The organism is Bradyrhizobium sp. AUGA SZCCT0177 (assembly GCF_018130125.1).
Taxonomy (GTDB): Bacteria; Pseudomonadota; Alphaproteobacteria; order Rhizobiales; family Xanthobacteraceae; genus Bradyrhizobium.
This window is the reverse complement of the sequence record NZ_JAFCMA010000057.1, coordinates 18,225-30,111: the sequence shown is the minus strand read 5'-3', so window position 1 is coordinate 30,111 and position 11,887 is coordinate 18,225. Positions and strand designations below refer to the sequence as shown.

The window sequence follows — 11,887 nt, the reverse complement described above, 5'->3', positions numbered from 1 at the left end:
GTGCCAGGACCACACGGTTTTGCCGTACGCTTATCCACGCCGTCGTCGAGGCGTAAACCAGCGTCCACCGCAACCCGCCCAACGTCCGTGACGACGGCCGACGCCCTCTGAGTGGGACGGGATGGGCAAAGATATGCACCTGATTTGCTTTCTGGGAACGCGAAATATTTTTCATTCTGGGGCTTGACACGTTTTCCGAAAACCAGAACTGATTTGCCCGTCGGGCCAAATTGCCGCAGCTTTGCTTGCCTGTCCGGGGTCAGGCGGCTCAGTTTGAACCTTCAAGCGGCTGTATCACACCAAGGCACAAGCGCGGCTCGCTCCAAGGCGGCGCGGGAGATTTCATGTGATGGATACTGTGATGGATAGTGCCGTACAATCCCGCCGGTTCAGCATTATCGGCAGCGTGACAGGCCTGTTGGCGCTGCTGGTCTCGGCGCTGACGCAATTGGTGCCGGGGATCTATCTTTCCGGGCTCGTCGGTCAGGCGACCTGGAACGAGATACTCTCAACGGGGGCGGCCGCGCTCGGCGTGATCGCCATCTCTTTCGCTGTCGTCGCGATCATCATGAAGGAAGGAAAGCTGCTGGCAGGTATCGCGGCCGTCCTCGGCTTCGTAGCCATCGCCGTCCAGATATGGTGGGTTCTGCTCATCCTGGCGATCGGGCTCATCATCCTCAATTCGCTCTAGAAGCGTTTTCGAGCGAAGCATGCTCTCGGATTTGATCCGGGGGTGGGCATCGGTCGCGTGAAGAAAACGCGTCAAAACAAGAGTCCAGAGCTTCGGTTCTGATTCCAACAGAACCGAAGCTCTAGCCCAGATGCCGCTCCCGCGTCGCGATGAAATTGCGGATCGATTGCGCGATCGGGACCGGCCGATGGGATTTCTGGTCGGTATAGACCCAGACGATCTCGCCGGTCACCAGCGCCTCATGGCCGTCCTTCTGAAAGATCGCGAGCTCGAAGGTAAGGCTTGAATTGCCGATCCGCGCCACCCGCGCGCCGACGTCCAGTTCCCAATCGAACAGCACCGGCGCCTTGTATTCGATCAGCGATTTGACGACGTGGAAGTCGATGCCGGTCTTTCGGGAGTCGGCATACTGGTCGTAGCCGAGCGCGCGAAAATATTCGGTGATGGTGGTGTCGAAATAGGTCAAATAATGCGCGTTGAACACAACGCCCTGACCGTCGATTTCGGAATAGCGCACCCGAAACGGGTGGAAGAACCAGAACTGCTCGCGTGACATTTGATCATTTCCCGGAAAGCCGCCGTTCTTCCGCGGCGAGCTCGGAGCGGCAGGCTTTTTCCAATGCCGGCAAATCAGCTTGAACCAGCTTCCAGAGGACGGGTGCGGCGATACTCTCGTAGTCGTGGCGCAATACGTTGCCGATCCCCGCAACTTTCTGCCATGGGATCTCCGGATTGCGCGCCTTCAGGTCATCCGTAAGATGACGACTGGCTTCGGAAATGATCTCCACACCGCGCTCGACGAGCCATTGTCGCTGCCAATCGTTTTCGAATGCTTCGAGCGACACATTCGCCAATACGCCATTGACGCGCTCGATCGCCTCGATGATGTCCGTTAAGCGGGGGATGAGCGAACGTGCCACCACTAAAACACGCGGACGGCTGTTGCTTCTATCGCTTCCCGCAGCGCCTTGTGCAGGCTGTCGCGCGTCATGATATCTGTCTTCCGACCGAGAATGCTGGCGGCGTATTCCTTCACGTCCATCAGTTCGTACACGCCGAGCTTGCCCTTTTGATAGTCGAAAAAGAGGTCCACGTCGGAATCATGGTTAGCCTCGCCGCGCGCCGTCGAGCCGAACATGTAAAGATGTTCGACGCCAAGCCGCTTCAAATCGGCTTCGTGCCGCCGCAACCGGCTAATGGCTTCGTCGCGTTCCATAGCAGCATAGTAGCAAATCCGGGCAGCTGGTTCCACGTCTTTCGGTTTCGCGCCAGCATTGCTCCTGGCCGTTAACCTTCTAATCTCTTCTCTCCGCCCAACGCAGGAGCGCGAGCATGATCCGGCATGAGCCAATTACGCCGCGTAGCGCCGCCATTACTTCGGCGCCAGAATCGCAAGAATTGACCGTATCGCTGCGGAAATGGGCGCGATGATCGGGACAGAGAACATTGACTTCAGTTCGCGCGCAGCCTCGCCCAGCGGGCCGCCGCCGATAATGACGGCTTCTGCGCCGTCATCGTTAATGCAGTGACGCACGACATCGGCCAGCGCGTCGCGCAGGCGATCCTTGTCCTTGACCAACTCCGAGGGGTCCACGGACGTTAGCCGAAGGCCGGTGTACTGCGCCGACAGCCCCAGCAAGGCGACGCGCTGATCAATGGCAGCCTTCAATGCCGGCGTCGTCGTGGCGATCCCAAACCGCCCGCCGGCTGACGCTTCGCGAAATGCCGATTCAGCGATGCCGACCGCCGGCGTCCGGCATCGTTCCCGGACTTCCGCAAGGCCCGGATCGCCGAACGCCGCGACGATAAAACCATCGTACTTGCCATCGTTCGAGACGGCTATCTCGACGACTTCGTCGGCCGCGGCGGCAAGCGCATCGGGCTCGACAATCATCGGCGGTGCGCGTCGCGCCGTCGCGCCGGCAATTTCACACGCGCCGGCCGCAGCCGCTTGCGCGATGCCGACCATCATGGCGGTGGTCGCCGCCGAACTGTTCGGATTGATCAGCAGGATGCGGCGCATGCCCCTCTATCGATTCAAGCAAGTAGCCCGCATGAGCCAACGGGTCACAGGCACGTCACCCGCTCGGCGGCGAGATAACCGAACAAGAGGCCGAGGCCGAACAGCAGCACGAGGCCCGCCGCGCCGAATTCGATGCCGCGCATGATCAGCGCGCCGCCGCCTTCGCGGCCGGCGCTGAGGCGCTCGGCGAGACCTCGCGCGGACACCGCGACGATGGCGATGGTCGCGACCGTGATCGCGGTGCCAAGGCCCATCACGAAGGTCGCGGCGATGCCGGCCCAGAACAGGCCCTGCGCCAGCGCGAACACCAGAACCAGGATTGCGCCCGAACAGGGCCGCAGGCCGACGGCGAAGATGGCGCCGAGGCCACGCTGCCAACCGCCGGGACCGGCGAGCTGGTCCGGCGTCGGGCCGTGGGAATGGCCGCAATGCTCGTCATGGACGTGGTCGTCTGCGTGAGAATGAGCGTCAGCATGAGCGTGCGCGTGGGCATGACCGTGCGCATGGGCGTCAGCGTGCGCGTGGGCATGGTGATGATGTTCATGGTGGTGATCGTGGTGATGGTGATCGTGGCCATGATTGTGTTGATGGCTGGCCGCAGCCGTGGCGGTGGCCATCGCGGGCACTGGCTTGGCCTGCAGCGCGCGCATAAAACCGCCGCCCTTGGTCCAGACCAGCCGGGCGCCGAACGCCGCGATCAAAGCGTAGCTCGCGATCTCGATCACCTTCTCCGCCCCGCACATCGTCTTGGCGGTGGCGTTCAGCAGCCAGGCGCAGATGCCGACAATCAGCACGGCGACCAGCGCCTGCAGCATCGCGGATGCAAACGACAGCACGATGCCGCGCCGCGCGGTCTCATGGTTGGCGACCAGATAGGATGAGATCACGGCCTTGCCGTGGCCGGGACCGGCGGCGTGGAATATCCCGTACGCAAACGAGATCGCCAGCAGCGTCCAGACCGCCGAGCCGTCGGACTTGGCGGCGCGTATGGTCGCCGACATCTCGCGATAAAATTCCGATTGCTTGGCCAGGAGCCAGCCGACGATGCCGCCGACCTGCGGCTCAGGGGCTTTGGCCGGCCGCGGGCCGCCGAACGGGTTTTGCGCCAGCAGGACGTGCAAGGCGCCGTCGACCGCGACAATGGCGGCGAGTACGACGATCCCGATCAGGAGCGCGTGGGTGAAGCGCCTCACGGGCAATCCACCAGAATCTTGTTGGCGTACATGGCGCCATAGTTGGAATTGTCGCCGTTCATGAAATTGTTTTCGTTGAGCCGCTGGGCATTGGCGGTGCCGTCATTGGGCCTGAGAAACTGCAGCTTGCAGTCGGCGGGCGCGCCGACCAGCTTGATCGGGTCCTTCTCCTCGAACTTGAAATCGATGAAGTAGGCGGGATCGAACACTTCCAGCGCGGCCTGTTTGGCCTTGAACGGCGTCTTGGCGGGCAGCATGAAATGCAGCGTCAGCGCGTCGTTCTTGAATTCGAGGTAGTAGTCGACCGGCTCCACAAATCTCTCCTTCTTGCCGTCGGCCCTGGCGAAGGTGAAGTAGCCGAATTCCTTCAGCGACTCGATGTTGGTCTGCGCCAGCGGCGCCAGCTCCTCACGGCTGTAGACGCCCTTGGTCTTGGTCTCGATGCCCTGCAGCGCATAGGTCGAGAACATGTCGTCGAAGGTCCAGGCGTGGCGCACGCCTGAGATCGAGCCGTCAGGCGCGTAGACCACCTCGCTCTTGGCGGTGATCCAGACATGCGGATGTGCCTGGGCTGGGGCAACGCCGAGCAGCGACGCGACGATCAAGCCCAACATTCCGAACAGCACGCGCAAGACGTCGTCCCTGCGAACGCAGGGACCCATACGCCGTGTCGTCTCTTTTTGGCAGTGTGGCAAAGGCGTTCCTTCACAACGGACATCAGTGGTTATGGGTCCCTGCGTCCGCAGGGACGACGAGGAACTCACGCCGCCTCCGGCGTTTCGAGCAGGCCCCGGCGGCGCAGCAGCGCGTCGGGCTCCGGCTCCCGGCCCCGGAACGCGACATAGGCATCCTCGGGGTCGCGCGAGCCGCCGGACGAGTAGATGTCGTCGTGCAGGCGTTTTGCGGTGGCGGGGTCGAAGATGTCGCCGGCCTCCTCGAAGGCGCCAAACGCGTCGGCGTCCATCACCTCCGACCACATGTAGCTGTAATAACCCGACGCATAATGGTCGCCGGAGAAGATATGGCCGAATTGCGTGGGCCGGTGCCGCAGCGCGATCTCGGCGGGCATGCCGATTTTCTCCAGCTCCGCCTTCTCGAACGCGCCGACGTCGCGGCTGGCCGAGGCCGGCTGGGTGTGGAATTCGAGGTCGATCAGCGCCGAGGAGACGAACTCCACGGTGGCAAAGCCCTGGTTGAATTTGCGCGCGGCCAGGAAGCGGGTGAGCAGTTCGTCCGGCAGCGGCTCGCCGGTCTGGTAGTGTTTTGCGAACTGCCGCAGCACCTGCGGCTGCTCCTGCCAGTGCTCGTAGAGCTGCGAGGGCAGCTCGACGAAGTCGGTGAAAACAGAGGTGCCGGACAGCGAGGGATAGTTCACGTTGGACAGCATGCCGTGCAGGCCGTGGCCGAACTCGTGGAACAGGGTCCGCGCGTCGTCCGGCGACAGCAGCGACGGCTCGCCGTCGGCGCCCTTGGCGAAATTGCAGACATTGATCACCAGCGGGGCGATCTCGCCGTCGAGCTTCTGCTGGTCGCGCAGCGAGGTCATCCAGGCGCCGGAGCGCTTTGACGGCCGGGCGAAGTAGTCGCCATAGAACAGCGCCTTGTGCTTGCCGTCGGCGCCCTTGACCTCCCAGACCCGGACGTCCGGGTGCCAGACCGGGATATCCTTGCGTTCCGAGAAGGTGACGCCGAACAGGCGGGTGGCGCAGTCGAAGGCGGCCTCGATCATGTGGTCGAGCACCAGATACGGCTTGATCGCGGCGTCGTCGAAATTGGCGCGGACCTGGCGCAGCTTTTCGGCGTAGTAGCGCCAGTCCCACGGCGCCAGCGCGAAATTGCCGCCCTCTTCCGCAATCATGGCCTGCAGCGCGTCGCGGTCGGCGAGCGCCCGGGCCCGCGCCGGCTTCCAGACCCGCTCCAGCAGGCTGCGCACCGCCTCGGGCGTCTTGGCCATGGAATCTTCCAGGCGGTAGGCGGCATAGGTCGGGAAGCCCATGATCTTGGCGGCCTCCTCGCGCAGCCCGAGGATCTCCACCACGGTGGCGTTGTTGTCGTTGGCGTTGCCATTGTCGCCGCGGGCGGTGAAGGCACGGAACACCTTCTCGCGCAGGTCACGCCGATCGGAGCTCTTCAGGAACGGCTCCACGGAAGAGCGCGACAGCGTCACGATCGCCTTGCCGGGCATCCCGCGCGCCTCGGCGGCGGCCTTGGCGGCGGCGACGAAGGCTTCGGGCAGCCCGCCGCAGTCGTCCTCGCCAAGCTCCATGAACCAGTCCTGCTCATCGCCGAGCAGGTGGTGGCTGAACGAGGTGCCAAGCTCGGCCAGCCGCTCGTTGATCTCGGCCCGGCGCGCCTTGGCGGCTTCGTCGAGGCCGGCGCCGGCGCGGTGGAAGTTGGTGTAGGTGCGTTCCAGCAGCCGGATCTCCTCGCTGCTCAGGCCGAGCGTGGCGCGGTTGTGGTGGAGCATGGCGATGCGGCCGAACAGCACCGCGTTCATCATGATCGGATTCCAGTGCCGCGCCATCCGCGGCGACACTTCCTTGTCGATCTCCAGGATCGCCGGGTTGGAGTGCGCCGACACCAGGTCGTAGAACACGGCGGAGACCTTGGAGAGCAGCTTGCCGGAGCGCTCCAGTGCCGTGATGGTGTTGGCGAAGTCCGGCGCCGCGGGATCGTGGGTGATGGCGGCGACCTCGGCGGCGTGATCGGCAAAGGCCTGCTCGAAAGCCGGCAGGAAGTGCTCAGGGAGAATTTCGGCAAAGGGCGGCGTCTCGAACGGCGTCTGCCACGGCCGGAGCAGCGGATTTGCCGGGGCTTCCGGAGGGGCTGCATTTTGCTGGGTTTCCGACATCACAAATCCCGCTTTCGCGCTGAAGCCGCTTCGGGCTCCAGCCTTGTTTTTGACGCGTTTCCCTCACGCGAACCGTTATCCCGCTTCGGCTCGAAAACGCTCTGAATGATGCGTCAATCTATATCACGCGATACGGCATTTTTGGGCCTTTTAAGCTTGATAGTGGGGGCCTTTTCGGAGAGATTGCGCCCACCCAACAGGATCCGTTTCCATGAGCATGCAGCCTTCTTCCGGCGCCAAGAGCGAGATCATCTGGCCGAGCGTCATCACCGTCATCTCGGCGGCGATCCTGATCGGCGCGGAGGTGTTCGGCGCGGCGTTCGCCGGCGGCTGGGCCCTCGCGATCCTGCTTGGACTCTCCGACACCGGCGCGCACATCCTGCAGGCGGTGATGTTCGGCATCGGCGTCGTGATCATGGTCGGCTTCATCCGCCAAGCTCAGCGCATCGAGCCGTTCTGGAAACGCAGCTGACGCGCGAGCTCAAGAAATCACTGCGGCACAGCCGCTTTCGTGATCGCACTTCACGCGACAACACTCCGTAATTTCCCCGGGAAATCTTAACAGCCGTTCATGTTTGACCGCGCTGGCGCTTCTCTCGACGTCGCTCAGCGCGTGCCGAGAACCATTTTGTAAGTACGCGCGCGGAAACTTGTCCCCAGCCTAAAAAAAATGTTGCGTCACAGATTCAAAAGCCTTATTTCCAGCCTTGCCCAATTTCGCACGTGCCTGTGGTCGTGTGTCAGTCGGTAGGTATCCGGACAAGAGGCCGGACAGCCGCCAAGGGATGAAGAACCGAGGGTCGCTCAGGTGAAAACCTGGGAGGCCAGCATCTCTCTCAAGAGATGCCGTTGAAGGTCTCTGCATCTTTTGCAACCGTGACTGGCAGCCGGAGGCGAACCGGCGCACCCCGCTCTCAACGGGGGACGCGACTTAAAGCAACGACGGATCGGGCTTTTTTGGTCTCTACCGGCATTCCAACGCCGGCGCGGGCTACTGAAAAGGCTTGTCCTTCATTGCCAGGTGTGCGGGCGGGAAATTCCCAACCAATCCACGGCAGCACAGTCTGATCTGAGTCTTTTGGCTTCGTTGCGCCTCCATCGCGCGATGTGGCCGGAGCGCTCTTATCCGACATCAATTTTTTGAACGGATCCCCGTCGCTGGGCCGTTTGGGAGAGTGCTATGACCGAACGTATTCAGGAATTCCTGCGCAACCGCCGCAGCGAGGGCCAGGACACCGAGCCGTGCCTCGTGGTCGACCTCGAAGTCGTGCGCGACAATTACCAGACCTTCGCGAAGGCGTTGCCGGACAGCCGCGTGTTCTACGCGGTGAAGGCAAACCCGTCGCCGGAAGTGCTGCAGCTTTTGGCCTCGATGGGCTCGTGCTTCGACACCGCAACCGTCGCCGAAATCGAAATGGCGCTGGCTGCCGGTGCGACGCCGGACCGCGTCTCCTATGGCAACACGATCAAGAAGGAGCGCGACATCGCGCGTGCCTTCGCGCTCGGCATTCGCCTGTTCGCGGTCGACTGCGCCGCCGAAGTCGAGAAGATCGCCCGCGCCGCGCCCGGCGCCAAGGTGTTCTGCCGCATCCTCTATGATTGCGCAGGCGCCGAGTGGCCGCTGTCGCGCAAGTTCGGCTGCGATCCGGAAATGGCGGTCGACGTGCTCGACCTCGCCAAGCGTCTGGGCCTGGAGCCGTGCGGCATCTCGTTCCATGTCGGCTCGCAGCAGCGCAAGGTGAAGGCGTGGGACCGCGCTTTGTCGATGGCCTCGTCGGTGTTTCGTGACTGCGCCGAGCGCGGGATCAACCTCTCCATGGTCAACATGGGCGGTGGATTCCCGACCAAGTACCTCAAGGACGTTCCTCCGGTCCTGCAATATGGCCGGTCGATCTTCCGCGCGCTGCGCAAGCATTTCGGCAACCAGATCCCGGAAACCATCATCGAGCCGGGACGCGGCATGGTCGGCAATGCCGGCATCATCGAGACCGAAGTCGTTCTGATTTCCAAGAAGAGCGACGAGGACGAGGTGCGCTGGGTGTATCTGGACATCGGCAAGTTCGGCGGTCTCGCCGAGACGATGGACGAGTCGATCCGTTACGCCATCCGCACCCCGCATGACGGCGCGGAGATGACGCCGTGCGTGCTCGCGGGCCCGACTTGCGACAGCGCCGACGTCCTGTACGAGAAGCTGCCGTATCCGCTCCCGGTTACGCTCGAGATCGGCGACAAGCTGCTGATCGAAGGCACCGGCGCCTATACGTCGACCTACTCGTCGGTGGCGTTCAACGGCATCCCGCCGCTGCGGACCTACCACATCTGAACTGGCCACTGAGGCCTGACTAACCGGGAGCCGGTGCGCCGGCTCCCACCCCCTATTTTGCGAATTTTAAGACAACGCTCCGCGGCGTGATCTGCCGTTGAGTGAGGACTGACGTGCCATGACTGCTTTGCGGAAGACCACTATCGCCCTCACCCCGAATGCCGCTCCGTTCGCGATCCGTGCGGAACGGGCTTCGGACGTCGTTGCGCGTGAAGCGCTGCTGGATGCCTGCTTTGGCGCGAATCGCCTTAACCGCACCTGCCAGCGCCTGCGTGACGAACGTGCGCCCGCCGAAGGCCTTGCCTTGTCGGCCGTGGCACGAGGGAAACTGGTGGGCACCGTGCGGTTGTGGCACGTCAGCGCCGGGGGCATCCCGGCGCTCATGCTCGGCCCGCTGGCGGTTGAGGAATCCTCCCGCCAGCTCGGCGTCGGGGCCGCGCTGATGGGCCACGCGCTCGCGGCGGCGACGGCGCGTGGCCATCGCGCGGTGATCCTGCTCGGCGACGCGCCCTATTACGTCAGGTTCGGCTTCTCGGCCGAAAAGACCGGCGAGCTGTCGCTGCCCGGCCCGTTCGAGCGCGACCGCCTGCTCGGCCTCGAACTGCGCGACGGCGCGCTCGATGGCGCGTGGGGCATGATCTCGGCGTCGGGCGCGCCAGTGCACAAGGCAAAGGCATCTCGCGCGAAGAAGGCTCTGCAGACCGTGCCGCACGCGGCCTGAGCCGTCACGTCAGAGGGGTTGCGCGGTCCGGCGAAAAGCCCTTAAACCGCGCCAAATCAGCTATTTTCGGATCAGGCCGCAAATCGAGGTTCCGATGCCCCGCCGTCTCATTTCCACCGGTTCGCCGTTCGAGAAGACCGCCGGCTACAGCCGCGCCGTGATCGACGGCGATTTCGCCTTTGTCGCCGGCACCACCGGCTATGACTACACCACCATGACGATGCCTGACGATGTCACGAGCCAGTCACGGAACTGCTTCAAGACCATCGAGGCCGCCTTGAAAGAAGGCGGCTTCGCGATGGCCGACATTGTCCGCGCGACCTACTACATCACCGACCTCAGGGATGCGGATGCCCATTTCGCGGTCTGCGGCGAAGTTCTCGGCGATATCCGCCCGGCCGCGACGCTTCTGGTGGTCGCGGGCCTCTACAGGCCCGAGATGAAGATCGAGATCGAAGTGACCGCCAAGCGCCGCAGCGCCTGATCCACCCCTCACCATTTGTCCGCCAGCACTTTCCGGAGAAACCATCCCATGAGCCCCGCCTCGCAGACCTACGCGAAGATTACCGGCCCCATCGTCATGGTCGGCTTCGGCTCCATCGGCAAAGGCACCTTGCCGATGATCGAGCGGCATCTCGATTACGACAAGTCGCGCATCACCGTGATCGATCCCAAGGACGAGGGCCGCAAGGCGCATTGCGAGAAGCACAATGTGAAATTCATCCAGCAGGGTGTGACCAGGGACAATTATCGCGCCTTGCTTACCCCGCTGCTCACTGAAGGCGGCGGCCAGGGTTTCTGCGTCAATCTCTCGGTCGATACCGGCTCTACCGACATCATGGAGCTCTGCAACGAACTTGGCGCTCTTTATATCGACACCGTCAACGAGCCCTGGCTCGGCTTCTATTTCGATTCTTCGAAGGGCCCGGAAGCACGCTCCAACTACGCCCTTCGCGAAGCGACGCTGGCCGCCAAGAAGGCGCGCCCCGCGGGCTCGACGACGGCCGTCTCCTGCTGTGGCGCCAATCCCGGCATGGTCTCGTTTTTCGTCAAGCAGGCGCTGCTCAATGTCGCCGCTGATCTGAAGCTCAATGCCCCCAAGCCGAAGACCAAGGGCGAATGGGCTGACTTGATGCGCCAGGCCGGGATCAAGGGCATCCACATCGCCGAACGCGACACCCAGCGCTCCAAGTCGCCGAAGGAGCCTGACGTCTTCGTCAATACCTGGTCGGTGGAAGGCTTCCTGTCGGAAGGCGTGCAGCCGTCCGAGCTCGGTTGGGGCACCCATGAAAAATGGATGCCCGAGAACGCACGTACCCACGAAGCGGGCTGCGGCGCCGCCATCTACCTGATGCAGCCCGGCGCCAACACGCGCGTGCGCACCTGGTGTCCGACCCGCGGCGCTCAGTATGGCTTCCTCGTCACCCACAACGAGTCGATCTCGATCTCCGATTACTTCACGGTGCGTGACGCATCGGGCACGGCGATCTATCGGCCGACCTGCCACTATGCCTATCATCCGGCTGACGATGCCGTGCTGTCGCTGCATGAAATGTTCGGCCGCGCAGCGAAGATGCAGGAAAAGCACCACATCCTCGATGAGAACGAAATCGTCGACGGCATCGACGAACTCGGCGTGCTGCTGTTCGGCCATGACAACAATGCCTACTGGTACGGCTCGCAGCTCTCCATTGAAGAGACCCGCAAACTCGCGCCCTATCAGAACGCCACCGGCCTGCAGGTGACCTCCGCCGTGCTCGGCGGCATGGTGTGGGCGCTGGAAAACCCGAACCAAGGCATCGTCGAAGCCGACGAGATGGATTTCGATCGTCTGCTGGAAATCCAGATGCCGTATCTCGGGCCGGTAAAGGGATACTACACCGACTGGACCCCGCTCTCGGACCGGCCGGGCCTGTTCCCGGAAGACATCGATACCTCCGATCCCTGGCAGTTCCGCAACATTCTGGTGCGATAGGTATGGTTCCACCCCTGATGCGACGCAGCGTCAGGGGCCTCCAGCCACCGTAACGCTCGCTTAATAAAATCGCGCCATCCTGAAAGGTACCTCTTTTCAGAGGACCTTGA

Annotated in this window: 13 protein-coding genes; 6 read left to right on the top strand and 7 right to left on the bottom strand. The window is 63.1% G+C overall.

The genetic code is table 11. From position 1 onward, the window contains the following. Positions 1-361: 361 nt before the first annotated feature. Positions 362-691 (top strand): hypothetical protein, encoded by a 330-nt coding sequence (locus JQ597_RS36400; protein ID WP_212270197.1) that lies wholly within the window; start codon positions 362-364, stop codon positions 689-691. Between the two features lie 121 nt (positions 692-812). Here JQ597_RS36400 and JQ597_RS36395 read toward each other — a convergent pair whose 3' ends face one another. The 7 genes from JQ597_RS36395 to JQ597_RS36365 all read right to left on the bottom strand — a co-directional run bounded on the left by JQ597_RS36395 (position 813) and on the right by JQ597_RS36365 (position 6,758). Next, positions 813-1,247 (bottom strand): acyl-CoA thioesterase, encoded by a 435-nt coding sequence (locus tag JQ597_RS36395; protein ID WP_212270196.1) that lies wholly within the window; start codon positions 1,245-1,247, stop codon positions 813-815. 4 nt (positions 1,248-1,251) lie between these two features. After that, positions 1,252-1,611, bottom strand: coding sequence for a HepT-like ribonuclease domain-containing protein (locus JQ597_RS36390; RefSeq protein ID WP_349628938.1), 360 nt, complete (start codon positions 1,609-1,611; stop codon positions 1,252-1,254). 2 nt (positions 1,612-1,613) lie between these two features. Next, on the bottom strand, positions 1,614-1,907 hold the full coding sequence (locus JQ597_RS36385; protein ID WP_212270194.1) for a nucleotidyltransferase family protein: 294 nt from the start codon (positions 1,905-1,907) through the stop codon (positions 1,614-1,616). Between the two features lie 156 nt (positions 1,908-2,063). After that, positions 2,064-2,714, bottom strand: a complete 651-nt coding sequence (locus tag JQ597_RS36380) for an aspartate/glutamate racemase family protein (RefSeq protein ID WP_212270193.1) — start codon at positions 2,712-2,714, stop codon at positions 2,064-2,066. Positions 2,715-2,758: 44 nt separating this feature from the next. Then, entirely contained in the window at positions 2,759-3,907 is a 1,149-nt protein-coding gene (locus JQ597_RS36375; protein WP_212270192.1) for a nickel/cobalt transporter, read from the bottom strand. After that, positions 3,904-4,521: a DUF1007 family protein gene (locus tag JQ597_RS36370; RefSeq protein ID WP_212270200.1), complete on the bottom strand. Its 618-nt coding sequence runs from the start codon at positions 4,519-4,521 to the stop codon at positions 3,904-3,906. Before JQ597_RS36370 ends, JQ597_RS36375 begins: the two co-directional genes overlap by 4 nt. Before the next feature lie 146 nt (positions 4,522-4,667). After that, entirely contained in the window at positions 4,668-6,758 is a 2,091-nt protein-coding gene (locus JQ597_RS36365) for a M3 family metallopeptidase (protein ID WP_212270191.1), read from the bottom strand. A gap of 211 nt (positions 6,759-6,969) precedes the next feature. Here JQ597_RS36365 and JQ597_RS36360 point away from each other — a divergent pair, with 211 nt between their 5' ends. From JQ597_RS36360 to JQ597_RS36340, 5 genes are all read left to right on the top strand, one after another. After that, entirely contained in the window at positions 6,970-7,230 is a 261-nt protein-coding gene (locus tag JQ597_RS36360) for a hypothetical protein (RefSeq protein WP_192738178.1), read from the top strand. Positions 7,231-7,938: 708 nt separating this feature from the next. Continuing rightward, positions 7,939-9,081 (top strand): type III PLP-dependent enzyme, encoded by a 1,143-nt coding sequence (locus tag JQ597_RS36355; RefSeq protein ID WP_192738179.1) that lies wholly within the window; start codon positions 7,939-7,941, stop codon positions 9,079-9,081. Positions 9,082-9,199: 118 nt separating this feature from the next. After that, the gene (locus tag JQ597_RS36350; protein WP_212270190.1) at positions 9,200-9,802 is read left to right on the top strand and encodes a GNAT family N-acetyltransferase; all 603 of its coding nucleotides are present in this window, start codon (positions 9,200-9,202) and stop codon (positions 9,800-9,802) included. 94 nt (positions 9,803-9,896) lie between these two features. Then, on the top strand, positions 9,897-10,286 hold the full coding sequence (locus tag JQ597_RS36345) for a RidA family protein (protein WP_212270189.1): 390 nt from the start codon (positions 9,897-9,899) through the stop codon (positions 10,284-10,286). A 48-nt stretch (positions 10,287-10,334) separates the two neighbouring features. Next, positions 10,335-11,777 carry a homospermidine synthase gene (locus JQ597_RS36340; RefSeq protein ID WP_212270188.1) on the top strand — a complete coding sequence of 481 codons (1,443 nt, stop codon included), beginning with the start codon at positions 10,335-10,337 and terminating at the stop codon, positions 11,775-11,777. Positions 11,778-11,887 lie beyond the last annotated feature (110 nt).